This is a genomic window from Runella sp. R0.1_18, assembly GCF_057652155.1.
On record NZ_JBYFCK010000006.1, the window covers coordinates 23028 to 38970 of the forward strand.

Below are 15943 nucleotides of genomic sequence, written 5' to 3' on the forward strand. Positions count from 1 at the left end.
CGAGACGAATAAAAGTTGGAATTTTACATCACAAACAATAACATTCTCAGAAGCGCATGAAAATCGAACAAATTTATACGGGTTGTTTAGCCCAAGGAGCTTATTACATTGAAAGTGAAGGCGAAGTAGCCGTAATTGACCCACTTCGCGAAGTGACGCCGTATATTGAACGTGCAGCCAAAGACGGCGCAACCATTAAATATGTTTTCGAGACTCACTTTCACGCTGATTTTGTGTCTGGCCACTTGGATTTGTCGAAAAAAACGGGAGCGCCAATCGTCTATGGCCCCAATGCCAAAACAGGTTTTGATGCGCACATTGCTACCGATGGCGAAGAGTTTCCACTGGGAAACGTGAAGTTTAAAGTGTTGCATACCCCTGGTCATACCATGGAGTCAACTTGTTATTTGTTGATTGATGAAAATGGCCAAGAAAAAGCGTTGTTCAGCGGAGATACCCTTTTCATTGGGGATGTAGGTCGTCCTGATTTAGCACAAAAATCAGATTTGACCATCAACGATTTAGCAGGTCATTTGTACGATTCGCTTCGGAACAAAGTAATGACCTTGCCCGACGACGTGGTGGTTTATCCAGCGCACGGTGCAGGCTCAGCTTGCGGTAAAAACATGAGCAAGGAAACAACCGACCTGCTAGGAAACCAGAAGAAGTTTAATTACGCACTTCGGGCTAATATGACGAAAGAGGAGTTTATTGCGGAAGTAACAAACGGTTTGGCAAAACCACCTCAATACTTCCCTCAAAACGTGAAGATGAACAAGGAAGGCTACGAAAGTATCGACGTCGTGATGGAGCGTGGTGCGCAGGCATTGAGTGCAGCGGCGTTTGAAGCTGCCGCCAACGAAACGGGAGCGGTGATTCTCGATACACGCGGCGCCCAAGTGTTCAACAAAGGGTTTATTCCAAATGCTATTAATATTGGCCTTAAAGGTGATTTTGCTCCGTGGGTGGGGGCATTGGTGCCCGATGTGAAGCAGGAAATTTTGCTAGTAACCGAAATAGGCCAAGAAGAGGAAGCCATTTTGCGTTTGGCACGGGTTGGCTACGACAACGTGATTGGTTATCTCGAAGGAGGCATCGAAACGTGGGTGGCTTCTGGACAAGAAGTGGACACGATAACGTCGATTACGCCCGATGAACTTGCGGATAAAATGGCGGAGGAAAAAGTGTTGGTCATTGACGTTCGTCGCCCAAGCGAGTTTTCGGCAGAGCACATTGATGGCGCTAAAAGCCTACCGCTGGACTACATCAGTGAGTTGATGGCGGAATTTCCCAAAGAGCAAACTATGTACATTCACTGTGCGGGTGGGTATCGTTCGATGATTGCCTCGTCGATTCTCAAATCGCGTGGGTATGACAACCTTATTGACATTGCTGGCGGTTTCGCAGCGATTTCAAAATCGGGTCGTTTTACGTTGACTGATTACGTGTGCCCAAGTACTTTGAAGAAGTCGTAGAAATATAAAGGGATAAAGAATAGCTAGAAAGTAAGGTTTTAGGGAACAATTAGTTACTCCCCAGTATTACTAGCCGCATGGGCAGTAGTACTGGGGTTTTGTGCTTTAGGTACTGTATGCCAATTTGTCAAAGAATAAAAATTGCAAACGTTTGCATCTTGAGATAAGACGATGTTGCTTTTCGTATAAAAAATATTATTATATCATTGTGCCTGATTTAACCAAAAACGACCCTGTGATTACCTACTTTGAACGCACTTCGCCATGCCCGTATTGGCATGGGTTGACATTGAGCCAGTTGTCATCCATAAACCATAATTTAAAGATTTCATAACATCTCAAGGATAGTCTCAGTGGGTAATATTGCCCACTTTTGCGGCCTCAAATGGGCGAAGTTTTTATTTTATCTTATTCAACACTTCAAACAACCCTTTTTTTATGCAACACTTTTTCGATTCTCCTCCTTTAAAGCTCCTGTTCTGCATTCTTATGCTAGGATGTATGGGGCTTTTTTCTACCAATGTGCAGGCCAACATGCCCGTAGCAGCACCGCGCTCCGTGGCAGACATTACTGTCAAAGGCCGTGTGATGGATGCGGACACTAAAGAGCCGCTTGTGGGATGTAACGTGGTGGTAAAAGGTACTCAAAAAGGAACCAATACCGACGCAAACGGAAATTTTAGCATTGTAGTCTCGGACGAGAAAGCAGTGCTTGTCATTGGATTTATTGGCTATGAAAAACAAGAAATTACCGTAGGAAGTCGTACCAACGTAGAGGTAGCCCTCAAATCGTCGGCGTCGGAACTTTCGCAAGTCGTGGTAATTGGGTACGGAACTACCACCAAAAAAGACGCAACGGGGGCGCTTAAAACCCTCAAAAGCACTGACTTCAACCGTGGTATTGTCAACTCTCCTGAGCAACTTCTTCAAGGTCGAGTAGCAGGGGTGAACGTTACTTCGGCAAGTGGCGAACCAGGTGGTCGTCAGTCGATTACCATTCGTGGCCCTGGTGGAGTTCGTACGGGAAGTACGCCTTTGTTTGTATTGGATGGTATCCCGCTCGACAACTCAAGCACGGGTGGAGCAACCAACCCCATGAACTTCCTTAACCCGCAAGACATCGAAGCCATTGACGTTTTGAAAGACGCATCAGCAACGGCCATTTATGGTGCGCGTGGTGCCAACGGGGTGGTGTTGATTACTACCAAAAAAGGGAAAGCAGGAACGGCCAACATTTCGGTTTCGTCAAACATCGGGGTGTCTAATGTCGCAAGAGCTTTGCCTTTGTTTACTGCCGATGAATTCCGCAAGCAAGTAGTGGCTGTGGGCGGTACGCTCGATGACCTCAAGGCAAATACTGATTGGCAAAAAGAAATTACGCGCCAGGCCATTACCCAAGACCACAACTTGTCGTTTGGTGGCGGTACCGACAAACTCACTTACTATGGTTCTGTGGGTGCTCAAAACCAAGAAGGGGTGATGAAAAATAGCTCACTCAAGCGTTACACAGGCCGTTTTAATGCTTCACAGAAAATGATGGACGGGCGCTTGGTGGTGGATATGAACTTGACTGCAAGCCAGACCATCAACAACCGTCCTCCAGTGGAAGCGGTACTTGGTTCGGCTCTTTCGGCCAATCCGACCTATCCTGTACGGGATGCCAACGGTCAATTGGCGCGTTATCAGGCATTCACTAACCCCGTATTGGCACTTGATTTGAACAAAGACATCACGACCATTAATCGTATCGTAGGAAGTATCTCGCCTTCGTTCAAAATCTTGAAAAACTTGACTTACAAACTAAACCTTGGGGTGGACAACTCAAGCTCTACGCGTGACGTACAGGTGTTCCCAAGCACAGTGCCGCAGCAAGATGGCCGTTTGGAAGCAACTTACTTGGACAACCGCAACGTATTGGTCGAGAACTATTTCACATTTAATGAAAGCTTCGGCGACCACAGCATCAATGCCTTGGCGGGGCACTCTTACCAGAAATTTACGTTGGCAGGCCGCAACTGGAGCATTAACAAATTTGCAGTTTCTCCGATTGAACCAGCCAATAACCCAAGCTTAGGTCAAGAACTTACGCTGGCGACCAACCGCCCAGGCGGTTTTGCGGTCATCAATGAGTTGCAGTCGTTTTTCTCTCGTTTGAATTATACCTTCAAAGATCGCTACTTGTTTACTGCCACCGTGCGTGCCGATGGTTCAAGTAAATTTGGTGCCAATAACAAATACGGGATATTCCCGTCGTTCTCAGCAGGATGGCGTTTGTCAGAAGAGTCGTTTATGCAATCAAGCCCTTTCACGGATTTGAAACTTCGTGCAGGTTGGGGACAAACGGGTAATCAAGAGATTCCGTCGAAAATTACCCAAGCGCTCTTTACTTCAAGTGCTTCGGCTACAACAAGTTATCCGTTGGATGCTTCAACGAGCTATCCAGCAGGAACAACCTTCGTGCGCCTAGCCAATCCAGATATTCAGTGGGAAGTGTCATCGCAAATGGACTTGGGACTTGATTTTGGGTTGTTCAAAGGTGCATTGACGGGTTCGGTTGACTATTTCCGTAAGGTATCAAGCAAAATTTTGTTAGAAGTAATCCCTGCTGACCCTATTCAGCCTGCTTCGACTTACTGGACAAACGTTCCTGACATGACCATCACCAACCAAGGGGTGGAATTGGATGTTAACTATCGCCACATTGCCCAAAGTGGTTTGCGTTTCGACATTGGTGGTAACATCACCTTTATCAAAAACGTAGTAAACAACTCGCCTTACACCGTGATTACTTCGGGCTCGGCAACAGGGCCAGGTTTGACATCTGCTACCGTGAACGGTTATGTAAATGGACAGCCTATCGGTACATTCTACTTGCGTCAGTACATCGGAATTGATGATAAAGGCGTGAGCAAATACGCTGACATCGACGGTGACGGAACAGGTGGTACCGACAAAGACCGTATCGCAGCGGGTAGCGCATTGCCAACGCGTCAGTTTAACATCAACGCCAGTATCGCTTACAAAGGCTTTGATTTAGGGGCAAACTTTAACGGGGTGTCGGGTAATAAAATCTACGACAACACAGCAAACGCCTATTTCTACAAAGCACGTTTGGTTAAAAACTTGAACGGTATTGCAGAATCGGCGGGTGAACCCAACGAATCTATCAACAACGCCGCGCCAGTTTCGACACGCTTTTTGAAAGATGGCTCGTTTTTCCGTCTTAACAACTTGACGTTGGGCTATAACCTCGACACCAAGAAAATCGGCATCAACAACTGGATTTCTGCGGCGAGATTCTCAATTACTGGTCAGAACTTGTGGCTCATTACGAAATACAATGGCTACGACCCAGAAGTAAATACTGATCGGACGGTAAATGGTATTTCGTCGTTTGGTATTGACTATTTGAGCTATCCAAAAGCCCGTTCGTTTATTTTTAGCCTGAATTTAACATTCTAAGACCATGAAAAAAACACTCATCATATCCTTCATTTCTTGTGCACTTTTAACCCTCAACAGCTGTACTGATTTGGTTGAAAATGTATTGGATGAATCATCGGCAACGGGCCTGACCGATAAGCAAGCGGCCGACGGTAGCCTTGCTCCTGTGTATGCACAGTTGCCCAATATTTTCTTGCATACCAACTACTTCGCCATCCAAGAGATTTCTTCAGACGAAGCTATCTTGCCTTACCGAGGTGGTACCGACTGGGGTGACAACGGGATTTATTTGGCCATGCACCAACACACACATACAAGTACCGATCCTAACTTACGTAACACGTGGTTGTTACTTACGCAGGGGATTTCGCGCGCCGTGACGGCCATGAGTGCGTTGCCAAATATCAACGACACCAACGCCAAGACCTACATCGCCGAAGCCCGTGGGATGCGTGCTTACTATAATTTGTTGTTGCTCGATTTGTTTGGTTTGGTTTTCTCAAAAGAAGACGCCAATGGTCTTTCGGTGATTTTGCGCGGCGAGCAAGCGGTTGAATACTTGAAAGCGGAATTTTTGGCCGTTGAACCTAGTTTGTTGACAACCGTTGGGCCTGGTCGCCTTACCAAAGGTGCTGTATGGGGATTGTTAGCACGTTTGCACCTCAACGCCGCTGTCTATCGTGATCGCTACGCTACCAGCTTCCAGTTTAAACCTGAGGACATGGACAAAGTGGTGGAATACACCGACAAAATCATCAACTCAGGTCAGTATAGCTTGTCGGCTGATTATTTCTCGCTCTTCAACTCAAATAACAATACCAACAAAGAGCTAATTTTTGTGGGTGAACAGCGCGCTGAACTCAACGGCCACAACCGTATGGCGTATTTCTCGTTGTCGGGTGATCAATTCCCGCTGCCAGCGTTCCCCGCTGCCAACGGAACGGATGGTCCCGCTATTACGCCTGATTTTTACCAGTCTTGGGTGCAGGCAAACGGAGGGAAAGATCCTGCGGGCATTGACCCTCGTTTCTTTAAACAAAACTGGACGATGCCTGCTGACTCGTGTATTGCGGCTGATAAGTTTGAAATGAACCGTGGAATTTTGCGCGGAACGCAGTACGGTTTAATCCGTGTCAATGGTGCTTTTGTCCGTTGTGGAAACAACTACCGAGTAGGAAAACTTTTCAACGTAACGCGTAACCGCCCAACATTGGCCGTGAACTTTACGGAACAAGTAAACTTTACCGTAGCAGGTAGCGACTACAACACAGGTTATCGCGTGTTGAAGTATGAATTTAGCAAAAAATCATCTTCTGGTCGTAACCTTGGCGATGCTGACCTCGTGATTTTCCGTTTGGCAGATGCGTATTTGATGCGTGCCGAAGCCAAACTTCGTAAGAGTAATGATGCTGCGGGCGCTTTGGCTGATGTCAACTTGGTACGTGCCTCTCGTACGGCAGTAGGAACACCTGCTCCTGCTTTGACTAGCATGACTTTGGATATTCTTTTCCGTGAACGTGGGTTTGAGTTTTATTGGGAAGCCCAACGCCGTACGGACATGATTCGCTTCGGTAAATACGAAGGAACGTGGACTGAAAAGACCAACAACGATCCTAAAAAACGTATTTTCCCGATTCCTCAAACGGCCATCGACGGAGCCTCGAACCTAGTAGGTTATCTTAAACAAAACGATAGCTACTAATAAATAGCAAGTAAATCACTATTTTAGAAGGTGGTCTCTCTAGCAGAGGCCACCTTTTTTGTTGACTGTAACAAATGTCACATTTCAATGAAAAAATTATATAGAATTTAGCGTTCTGGATTACAACCTCATTCGTCCGTATGAAATTACTTAACGTTGTGCGCGTGCTTACCGTGCTAATTATTGTTGTCGCTTTATATGCGTTAGGTCTTATTGGCTCGTATATTTTGGGCGCGTCAGATTGGCTCAAAAATTATACTGCTTCCTCCGCAACGGCCGATACCGTCGCGGTTGCTCCTTATGATACCAACTTCCACGCGCTTTGGACACAACCCGCCGATTGGCGTTTGGAGAAACTCACACCCGAGCAGCGACTCAAAATCGACTATGGCCGTGAGCTGATTGCGCACACCGCCGAATATTTTGGACCTAAAGGAAAAGTAAGGGCAAGCTCCAACGGGATGAATTGCCAAAACTGCCACCTTAACGCGGGCACTCAGCCTTGGGGAAATAACTACTTTGCCGTACAAGCCAATTATCCCAAATTCCGCGAACGTTCGGGGACGGTAGAAAACCAAATAAAACGAGTAAACGATTGCTTTGAACGTAGCCTTAACGGGAAAGCCCTTGACTCTACCAGTCGCGAAATGCAGGCCATTTTGGCGTACATCAAGTGGGTGGGTAGTGATGTTCCTAAAAAACATACTCCCAGAGGTTCAGGGATTTATAAACTCAAATCGTTGTCGCGGGCGGCTGACCCCGACAAGGGAAAAGCTGTGTATGAGCAAAAATGCCAAAGTTGTCACCAAGCCAACGGCGAAGGAGTGTTGGCCGAAGATGGCCGAACCTACACGTATCCGCCTTTGTGGGGCGACCATAGTTACAACATCGGCGCGGGGTTATACCGACTTTCCAATTTTGCAGGCTACGTGAAGTATAACATGCCTTTTGGGGCTACTTATGAGCGCCCCCAGCTATCAGATGAAGAATCTTGGGATTTGGCTGCCTTTGTAAATTCCATGCCTCGTCCTTCCAAAGATTTAAGTAAAGACTGGCCTAATATCGCAGGCAAACCTTTCGATCATCCTTTTGGCCCTTATGCGGATCCATTTTCGGAGCGGCAACATAAGTACGGGCCATTTAAGCCTATCAAGGAATGGAAGGAAAAGTACAAGAAAAAATCGTAAACAAAGTAGGGTTTTGAGGGAAAGCGTGATGGCACACGGATTTTTGGGATTTGACACGGATACCATGTATTTTTCTTGTAAAAAAATTTTGTTTTTATGAAATACGAAGAGCTATCTCAAAAAATTATTAAAGTATTTTATCAAGTGTACAATGAACTAGGTTATGGTTTTTTGGAACGTGTGTACCAAAATGCTATGTACCTAGCACTTAAACAAGAAGGGCTTGAGGTTGAGGCTCAAAGGAAAGTTAAAGTTTGGTTTAGGGGCTTCGAGATTGGGGAATATTTCCCTGATTTGATTGTGAATAATTGTGTCATTATTGAGCTAAAAGCAGCGGAGTGTCTCATTGAAGAGCATGAAGCGCAACTACTTAACTACCTACGTGGTACGGCGATAGAAGTTGGGCTGTTGCTCAATTTTGGAAAGAAGCCAGAGATACGTCGTAAAGTGTACGATAATGAAATCAAAAAAACACAAAGAAATCCTGAAAATCGGTGTCCAATCCATTTAATCCGTGTTCAATAACCTATCAACTATGCACTCAAGACGTCAATTCATTCAAGCAAGCCTATTGGCAGGATTAGTGGCAGAAAATTCTACGGTTTTGCCTGAAGCAAAGCACGAAGCGCCATCCATTCCAACTCAAAATGGTATCATCACTTTACTTCAAACGACGGACGTTCATTGCCAGCTTCACGCGCACGATGAGCTTTTTTGGGAAAACAAGCAGCTTACATTCCGTAAAGCAGGCGGATACGCTCATCTTGCCACGGCCATCGACCTAATCCGTAAACAAAACCCTGATAACACCTTTGTGATGGACACGGGTGATATGTTTCAAGGGAGTATGCTGTCGGTCAAAACCTCGGGGCAGGCGTTTGTACCACTGCTCAATGCCATGGGCTATGATTTATATTTACCTGGTAATTGGGAAGTGGTGTATTACAAACAAAATATGCAAAAGCTAATGGGAGGTTTGATGGCTCCCAAGATTTGCACCAATATGTATCATGACTTAGGCGAAGGGAAAAAAGGAGAACTGGTTTTTCAGCCGTACCATATCATTCACAAATTGGGCGTGAAGATTGGTTTCTTAGGCTATACCGACCACCTAGTACCAGTCCGTCAGTCGCCATATTACAGCAAAGGCATCATCTACACCAAACCTGAAGACAACATCAAATACTGGGTGGAAGTGCTAAAACAGCAAGAGCAGTGCGATTTTGTGATTGTGTTGGCACACATAGGGTTATCGCAACAAATTGCGTTGGCTAACCACCCCGATGCCAAAGGCGTGGACTATGTTTTTGGCGCCGATACCCACGAACGAGTCCGTAAGCCGATTCAGGGCGAATACGCCAAAGTGGTAGAACCAGGCGCATTTGGGTCGTTTGTGGGGCGTCTTGATTTGCAAGTGAAAGACGGAAAAATTATGGGAGAAGACTACGAATTGATTGAAGTAAACCCCAAAAAATACCCCGCTAAGCCCGAAATAAAAAAGCTGGTGGAGGAAATAGAAAAGCCATACCACGACCAAATCAACCAAGTAGTGGGCTACAGTACCGAGCCTCTGTACCGAAACTTGGTGGTTGAAAACACGATTGATACCCTCATTGTGGATGCCCTCAAGTGGAAAGTAAATACCGAAGTAGTGTTATCAAACGGTTTTCGATTTTGTCCCCCGCGCGTACCAGATGCTTCGGGGAAAGTGGCGATTACAGAGGGCTACCTCTTCGACATGCTGCCTGTGGATGCGACGGTACGCGTTGGCAAAGCTACAGGTCAACAATTGGTAGATTGGCTTGAAAAAGAACTTCAAAACGTTTTTGCCCAAGATGCCACCAAGCGTTTTGGCGGTTGGGTGGTGCGTTTCAAGGGGATGGAAGTGGAGTTTAAGGCGTTTGAACGGGTGGGGCAACGGGTCAAAAAAGTCATGATTGGCGATAAGCCGCTTGAACTAGAAAAGACCTATACCATCGCTGCCTGCGAACGCGACGGCGACCCTGCCGATATGTTGTGTCGGATGAAGGGAGTCAAAGAAGCATCCAACACTTCGTACACGCTTCATAGTGTGATGAAAGAATATTTAAAAGAATTTTCGCCCGTTAGTCCTAAATTACGACAAGCCGCGAAGGTGCTAGACGCCCCCCAAACGCTTTTATCGCAGGTTCACGGCGTCGATTATCAATTTTTGTAGGAGTGTAACAATTGTCACGGACTAGGGACGTGGGGGGCAGTACTTTTGTATAAAATTCTCGCAATTTGTATGAAAGTGCCGTTTTTACTTCCGTTGATGGGTATTTGGTGGTGTGTTAGTAGTGCAGTGGCGCAGGTACACAGCGACCAACAGTATAAACACAAATCGACGCCTTCCGACTCTATACAAGACCTGAGTCATTTTTTTGCCAAAGGTAATTTCCACGGACATGCTCGCTCTTATTGGATGGGAACCGACAACGCAAGTGGCTTGAGTGATTTTTATGCTTGGGGGGTGGGAGCAGGTATTGGATATGAAACTCCGCGTATTTTAAAACATTTTCAAGTAGGACTTAGCGGTTTTTTTATGTTCAATCTGATGTCCTCTGACCTATCAAAACCTGATGCTAAAACGGGACAAAGCAACCGTTATGAAGTAGGATTATTTGATATTCGCCGACCCAATGACCACGAAGATTTAGACCGTTTGGAAGAATTATATCTTCGATACCATTTTGGAAAAAAGTCGAAAATAACCGTTGGCCGTCAAGTGCCCAAAACACCTTTTATCAATCCTCAAGACGGACGGATGCGCCCAACACTGACGGAAGCGGCGGTTTTAGAGCTTAATGAATGGAAAAATACCAAAGTTCAGTTAGAATACGTCTTCCGAATTTCGCCCCGTTCGACTGTTGAATGGTTTCGGGTCGGAGAAAGTATAGGAGTTTACCCCGTGGGAGTAGGGTTGGATGGAAAACCGTCATCGTATGCAGGACATATTGAATCAAAGGGGATTTTAATAGGAGGAATCACGCAAGTGATTGGGTCAGTGAGTTTGCAAGTATGGGATACGTATGTGGACAATGTGTTTAATACGGCTTTCTTGCAGCTTGATTGGAAATCGAACCTAAAAAGCAAACGAGGCTGGGTCGCGGGGTTGCAGGCAATTCGGCAGCAATCAATAGCCCACGGAGGAAATCACGATGCACTAAAAGCCTACTATGCTCAAGGTGGAAAATCGGCGGTTTTTTCGGGAAGAGTTGGGTATCGTTCACCTAAGTATGACTTCAACCTAAACGCGACGCGCATTACAGCCGAAGGGCGTTATTTGATGCCTAGAGAGTGGGGACGAGAGCCATTTTATACTTTTATGCCACGCGAGCGGAACGAAGGGATGGGGGACGTCAATGCGTTTTCGGTCAATGCGTTTTATAAACCTCGAACTCAGTTGAAATGGGAGGTTAGTTGGGGCTACTATAAACTTTCCGATGTCAAAAATGTGTTATTGAATAAATACGGAATACCAGCTTATACGCAGCTAAATGTAGGCATGAGCTACCAATTTAAGGGCTTTTTTGAAGGACTCGATGCACAACTTCTGGTGGTTCGGAAAGACAATGTAGGAGCGACTTACGACAACGACCGCTACGTGTTCAACAAAGTAAACATGTCTCATTTCAATTTTATTCTCAATTATCATTATTAATCTAATCATCATTTATACACCTACGTAACTCATTCTCTGACTTATGGAATTAATCGAACTCATCAAAAAACCGTGGCCTTGGTACGTTGCAGGGCCGTTGATTGGTCTAACAGTACCGACATTGTTGCTCATTGGCAATAAATCATTCGGGATTTCGTCGTCGTTGCGCCATATCTGTGCGGCTTGTTTTCCTGCCAATATTTCCTTTTTCAAATACGATTGGAAAAAAGAAGTCTGGAATTTGTTCTTCGTGGCAGGTGTGCTGATTGGCGGTTTTTTAGCTACGCAGTTTCTCGAAAATCCCAATCAAATTGTGATTTCGGAAAAAACCATTGCGGCTTTGCAAGAACTTGGTATTCGTGATTTTGCAGGTTTGATGCCCGCCGATTTGTTCGCTCTTGAGAATATTTTATCGCTCAAAGGCTTCATTTTCTTCGTTTTTGGCGGCTTTTTGGTAGGTTTTGGTACACGCTGGGCGGGCGGCTGTACGTCAGGGCACGCAATTATGGGGCTTTCAACCTTGCAACTCCCGTCGCTGATTGCCACTTGTTGTTTTATGATTGGGGGTTTTGTGATGGTGCAAGTCCTTCTTCCTGTTATTTTCAAACTTTTTTAACCTTCAACGAAGAATCTTATGGCAACGAATCAAACAAATACAAATACGGTTTCTTTTCCAGAACATTTAGTATGCGATGCGCCCAACGACATGGTGAAGCGCGAAAGTACCCTCGGCAACCTCAAGTATTTGGTAGTTGGGGTGATGTTTGGCATTGTGTTCGTCAAAGCCGAAATCATTTCGTGGTTTCGTATTCAAGAGATGTTCCGCTTACACAGTTTTCAAATGTACGGCGTGATTGGCTCGGCGGTAGTGGTAGGGATGATTTCGGTTTTTTTGATTAAAAAATTCAACATCAAAACCCTTTCTGGCGAAACTGTACAATTTCACCCTAAGAAGTTTATGCGGGGACAGATTTACGGCGGCCTTCTTTTTGGATTGGGTTGGGGAATCACAGGAGCTTGTCCTGGGCCGTTGTTTGCCCAAATTGGAAGCGGATATGTGGCAGTTATTGTAACCCTCCTCAGCGCGATTGCAGGAACTTGGACATACGGGCTTTTAAAAGACAGATTGCCAAACTAAACGTGCATCAGGGTACTCATCTGTGTATCAGGGTACTCATACCCCGATTCCTTAGGGTGCTCACACCCTAAGGAATACCCAAAAACCATTGGTACAATTATGCTAAAAGGAACCAAACTATACAGTATTCTCTTCAACAAGTGCCCACGCTGCCACGAAGGGGATTTTTTTGAAACAAAAACCGCTTACGACCTCAAAAATTTTGACAAAATGCACAAACGTTGCTCGCATTGCAACGAAGATTTTGAGCGCGAACCAGGTTTTTATTTCGGAGCTATGTACACCAGCTATGGGCTATATGTGGCGACCATCGTGACGTCATTTTTGGGCTACGTGGTATTCCTCGGCGGAGATGAACTACGACTCTTGGCCTTTTTGATTCCAGGACTTATTTTGTTGATGCCGTTGTATTTCCGAATAGGGCGGCGCATCTGGATAAATATTTTTGTGAAGTACAAATCTCCTCATCGTGTTGAGGGTTGCTCGCAACCCGAATAGGGTCGATACCCAAACATCCCGAAAGTTTTAAAGCTTTTGGGATGTTTTTTTCTTGGAAAATAAATGAAATTTCTTGCTTGTGTGATATTTGTTACAAAGAAAAGAATGGGAAAAAGCGATTTTTGAGCTCAATAACAACCTTCCTCTTTTTCCCATGACTACTACACACTTTCAAACCCTTATCGTTGGTGGCGGCAATGCAGGATTATCAGCAGCTTCTCAGTTGTTAATCAAAAACCCATCGCTGAAAATTGGTATCATTGAACCTTCCGAAAAACATTACTATCAACCCGCATGGACGCTTGTTGGCGCGGGCGAGTTTGATATTAAAGACACCGAAAAAGACGAAGCCGATTTTATTCCCAAAGGAACTACGTGGCTCAAAGACGCCGTAGCAACCTTTGAACCCGAACAAAACCAAGTTACCTGCCGAAGTGGCGCAAAATATACCTACGATACCCTGATTGTGGCACCAGGGATTCAGGTGGATTGGGGCAAAATCAAAGGCTTAAAAGATACCCTCGGGAAGAACAACGTTTCGTGTAACTACTCGTTCGATGCTGCTCCCTATACTTGGGAGTTAATTAAAAATTTCGAGGGGGGAACGGCCGTTTTTACCAATCCTTCCAGCCCCATTAAGTGCGGTGGCGCTCCTCACAAAATCATGTACTTAGCCTGCGATTATTGGCGCAAAAAAGGAATTTTGGACAAATGTGATGTCCATTATATTTCGGGCGTAGGGGCTATTTTTGCCGTTAAAGAGTACGCCGCAACCCTGACAGGCGTGGTAAATCGTAATAATATTAAGCCTCATTTTTTGAGTAATACGGTGGAGGTTGACGGAGAAAACCAAACGTTATATTATGAAACCAAAAACGAACATGGCGAAACGGTTCGTAAGGAAATAAAGTTTGATTTGTGCCATACCGTGCCACCACAATCGGCCCCCGATTTTATCAAGAATAGCCCACTTGCCGATCCCCAAAACCCGTTTGGTTACGTAGAAATCAATAAAAATACGATGCAGCATAGCCGCTTTCCCAACATCTTTGCGTGCGGGGATTGTACCAATGCTCCTTGCAGTAAAACGGGTGCGGCGATTCGTAAGCAAGTACCCGTAGTAGTGAGCAATTTGCTTTCGTACCTCAAACAGCAAAGTCTCAAAGAACAATACGACGGCTACAGCGCGTGTCCGATTCCGACGCAATATGGCAAACTGATGCTGGCAGAATTTGATTATACGAATACCCCCAAAATGACCTTCCCTTTTGACCAAACAGTACCGAGATGGAGTATGTGGGTGCTGAAAAAATACGTGTTACCGTGGTTGTATTGGAATCGAATCCTGACGGGTAAAGCGTAAGATACACCAACCTCCCGAAAGTTCTAAAACTTTCGGGAGGTTTTGTTTTAGGGCTATTTTATCGCTCGAATCACTTCACGTTTGTATTTTGGACCAGGGTGTTTTTCAATGCGTAAACTTGCTGCTTTTATGTTTCGCTGAATGTAACTTTTTGAACAATAGGTGGTTAGATTCCCGCCGACATTAAGCCATCCTGCCAACTTCCGAAAAATATCTTCTGTCCAAAGCTCAGGCTGGGCTGTAGGAGCGAAGGCATCATAATAAATAGCGTCAAATTGGTGCGACGTTTCAAATTCTTGGAGGGGAATCTGGTGTTTTTCTAGCCGAAAATAAGGTGAGAGCTCGGTTGTTTCGCCCCAAGGGGCATGGTGTAATTGGGAGAGCTGCTGGGTGTTTAGTAAGCCATCATAATTGAGCAGAAGAGCTTGTTCGGGGGCTATGGGAAAGGCGTCAATCGTTACATAATGCACAGGAAGTCGGTTTTTGTCGGCTTCGAGCCACGTAAGTGAAGCGTTGAGTCCAGTGCCAAATCCCATTTCAAAAAGGTGTATAGGAGCTTCTGAATTGGTTTCGCGCCGTTGACGAATGATTTCTTTTAGTCCTAAATTGATATAGATATGAAGAGACTCTTGCAGTGCACCATTGATGGAGTGATAATAAACCTGCAAGGCTTCGTTATGTAGGGTATGCGAGCCGTCGCGTGTAAGGACAAGTTGAGTGGGCATTTTGTTACTCTGAAGCCAGATTGAATATATGTGCTTTAAGTTGAGGGTTTATGTGAAAGCCTGCCTCTTCAATGAGTTGGTTAATGACAGGTTTTATGAAAGGAATGAAACCAAGTTGTTTCGCTTTTAAAAGTGTACCTAAAAGGCCAATGACTTTGATACCCATAGCCTGTGCTTTTTGACGCCCTTTAAGTTCGTCAATAATAACAAAATCGGCATTTAGTTCAATAGCAAGTGCAAGAGATTCGGACTCTCCTTGGTCTAGTTCCTGTTTAAGTTGTTTGATTAAATTAAAATCGTGAGGAGTAATTACTTGAATCCAAGACATTTGATCAATCACTGCTTGTTGATTTTCAATTTCGCAGAGTTCTTGGTAAACCGACTCAGGAATAATGATTTCTCCATAAATGTCTTTCAAAATTGGAAGTAAATCAATTTGAATAAGATTGGTAATTGGGGAGGTATCACTAACAACTAGCATTACATCAAGCTAAGATTTTTCAAATCAGTCTCTAGTTCCTCCAAATCGTAATGAATATAAACATTGCGTTGGGCAAGTGATTTTTGAAACTCAATCAAACTCAAACCAGCCATTTTACGAGCTTTGCCAATACTTATCCGTTTTTTCTCATAGAGAAACACAGCCAATTCTACCCTTAATTCAGAAGGAGATAAGCGTGCTTCTAGTAGGATTTCGTCAGGAATAACAAGAGTCATAATAGTGATTGT

General features: G+C 44.9%; 14 protein-coding genes. 11 read left to right on the plus strand and 3 right to left on the minus strand.

The annotated features are described in order from the left end of the window. Window positions 1-56 precede the first annotated feature (56 nt). The 11 genes from AC23P2_RS12370 (at window position 57) to AC23P2_RS12420 (ending at window position 14489) form a co-directional block, all read left to right on the plus strand. On the plus strand, window positions 57-1475 hold the full coding sequence (locus AC23P2_RS12370; protein ID WP_487773482.1) for an MBL fold metallo-hydrolase: 1419 nt from the start codon (window positions 57-59) through the stop codon (window positions 1473-1475). Between the two features lie 501 nt (window positions 1476-1976). Then, entirely contained in the window at window positions 1977-4937 is a 2961-nt protein-coding gene (locus AC23P2_RS12375; RefSeq protein ID WP_487773754.1) for a SusC/RagA family TonB-linked outer membrane protein, read from the plus strand. Between the two features lie 4 nt (window positions 4938-4941). Beyond that, window positions 4942-6621 carry a RagB/SusD family nutrient uptake outer membrane protein gene (locus AC23P2_RS12380; RefSeq protein ID WP_487773483.1) on the plus strand — a complete coding sequence of 560 codons (1680 nt, stop codon included), beginning with the start codon at window positions 4942-4944 and terminating at the stop codon, window positions 6619-6621. Between the two features lie 140 nt (window positions 6622-6761). Next, a complete protein-coding gene (locus tag AC23P2_RS12385) occupies window positions 6762-7808 on the plus strand; it encodes a c-type cytochrome (protein WP_487773484.1) in 1047 nt (348 codons plus the stop codon). Between the two features lie 96 nt (window positions 7809-7904). Further along, window positions 7905-8333, plus strand: a complete 429-nt coding sequence (locus AC23P2_RS12390; protein WP_487773485.1) for a GxxExxY protein — start codon at window positions 7905-7907, stop codon at window positions 8331-8333. A gap of 10 nt (window positions 8334-8343) precedes the next feature. Then, a complete protein-coding gene (locus tag AC23P2_RS12395; protein ID WP_487773486.1) occupies window positions 8344-10005 on the plus strand; it encodes a bifunctional metallophosphatase/5'-nucleotidase in 1662 nt (553 codons plus the stop codon). A gap of 69 nt (window positions 10006-10074) precedes the next feature. Continuing rightward, on the plus strand, window positions 10075-11490 hold the full coding sequence (locus AC23P2_RS12400) for an OprD family outer membrane porin (protein WP_487773487.1): 1416 nt from the start codon (window positions 10075-10077) through the stop codon (window positions 11488-11490). 43 nt (window positions 11491-11533) lie between these two features. Further along, window positions 11534-12106, plus strand: coding sequence for a YeeE/YedE family protein (locus AC23P2_RS12405; protein ID WP_487773488.1), 573 nt, complete (start codon window positions 11534-11536; stop codon window positions 12104-12106). An 18-nt stretch (window positions 12107-12124) separates the two neighbouring features. Beyond that, window positions 12125-12628, plus strand: a complete 504-nt coding sequence (locus tag AC23P2_RS12410; RefSeq protein WP_487773489.1) for a DUF6691 family protein — start codon at window positions 12125-12127, stop codon at window positions 12626-12628. Window positions 12629-12727: 99 nt separating this feature from the next. After that, a complete protein-coding gene (locus AC23P2_RS12415) occupies window positions 12728-13126 on the plus strand; it encodes a DUF983 domain-containing protein (protein WP_487773490.1) in 399 nt (132 codons plus the stop codon). Window positions 13127-13280: 154 nt separating this feature from the next. Beyond that, complete coding sequence (locus AC23P2_RS12420; RefSeq protein WP_487773491.1) at window positions 13281-14489, plus strand: NAD(P)/FAD-dependent oxidoreductase; 1209 nt, start codon at window positions 13281-13283, stop codon at window positions 14487-14489. Between the two features lie 53 nt (window positions 14490-14542). Here AC23P2_RS12420 and mnmC2 read toward each other — a convergent pair whose 3' ends face one another. From mnmC2 to AC23P2_RS12435, 3 genes are read right to left on the minus strand one after another with little or no spacing between them, the layout of a single operon-like run. After that, the gene (gene mnmC2 / locus AC23P2_RS12425; RefSeq protein ID WP_487773492.1) at window positions 14543-15214 is read right to left on the minus strand and encodes a tRNA (5-methylaminomethyl-2-thiouridine)(34)-methyltransferase MnmC2; all 672 of its coding nucleotides are present in this window, start codon (window positions 15212-15214) and stop codon (window positions 14543-14545) included. A gap of 4 nt (window positions 15215-15218) precedes the next feature. Then, window positions 15219-15695, minus strand: a complete 477-nt coding sequence (locus tag AC23P2_RS12430; protein ID WP_487773493.1) for a PIN domain-containing protein — start codon at window positions 15693-15695, stop codon at window positions 15219-15221. Next, the gene (locus AC23P2_RS12435) at window positions 15695-15931 is read right to left on the minus strand and encodes a UPF0175 family protein (protein WP_487773494.1); all 237 of its coding nucleotides are present in this window, start codon (window positions 15929-15931) and stop codon (window positions 15695-15697) included. The genes AC23P2_RS12430 and AC23P2_RS12435 overlap by 1 nt, the downstream gene beginning before the upstream one ends. Between the last annotated feature and the right edge of the window lie 12 nt (window positions 15932-15943).

Excerpts from the sequence above, each read along its gene's own strand:
- AC23P2_RS12370 (WP_487773482.1), top strand. The coding sequence starts at position 57 with ATGAAAATCGAACAAATTTATACGGGTTGTTTAGCCCAAGGAGCTTAT.
- AC23P2_RS12375 (WP_487773754.1), top strand. The coding sequence starts at position 1,977 with ATGGGGCTTTTTTCTACCAATGTGCAGGCCAACATGCCCGTAGCAGCA.
- AC23P2_RS12380 (WP_487773483.1), top strand. The coding sequence starts at position 4,942 with ATGAAAAAAACACTCATCATATCCTTCATTTCTTGTGCACTTTTAACC.
- AC23P2_RS12385 (WP_487773484.1), top strand. The coding sequence starts at position 6,762 with ATGAAATTACTTAACGTTGTGCGCGTGCTTACCGTGCTAATTATTGTT.
- AC23P2_RS12390 (WP_487773485.1), top strand. The coding sequence starts at position 7,905 with ATGAAATACGAAGAGCTATCTCAAAAAATTATTAAAGTATTTTATCAA.
- AC23P2_RS12395 (WP_487773486.1), top strand. The coding sequence starts at position 8,344 with ATGCACTCAAGACGTCAATTCATTCAAGCAAGCCTATTGGCAGGATTA.
- AC23P2_RS12400 (WP_487773487.1), top strand. The coding sequence starts at position 10,075 with ATGAAAGTGCCGTTTTTACTTCCGTTGATGGGTATTTGGTGGTGTGTT.
- AC23P2_RS12405 (WP_487773488.1), top strand. The coding sequence starts at position 11,534 with ATGGAATTAATCGAACTCATCAAAAAACCGTGGCCTTGGTACGTTGCA.
- AC23P2_RS12410 (WP_487773489.1), top strand. The coding sequence starts at position 12,125 with ATGGCAACGAATCAAACAAATACAAATACGGTTTCTTTTCCAGAACAT.
- AC23P2_RS12415 (WP_487773490.1), top strand. The coding sequence starts at position 12,728 with ATGCTAAAAGGAACCAAACTATACAGTATTCTCTTCAACAAGTGCCCA.
- AC23P2_RS12420 (WP_487773491.1), top strand. The coding sequence starts at position 13,281 with ATGACTACTACACACTTTCAAACCCTTATCGTTGGTGGCGGCAATGCA.
- mnmC2 (WP_487773492.1), bottom strand. The coding sequence starts at position 15,214 with ATGCCCACTCAACTTGTCCTTACACGCGACGGCTCGCATACCCTACAT.
- AC23P2_RS12430 (WP_487773493.1), bottom strand. The coding sequence starts at position 15,695 with ATGCTAGTTGTTAGTGATACCTCCCCAATTACCAATCTTATTCAAATT.
- AC23P2_RS12435 (WP_487773494.1), bottom strand. The coding sequence starts at position 15,931 with ATGACTCTTGTTATTCCTGACGAAATCCTACTAGAAGCACGCTTATCT.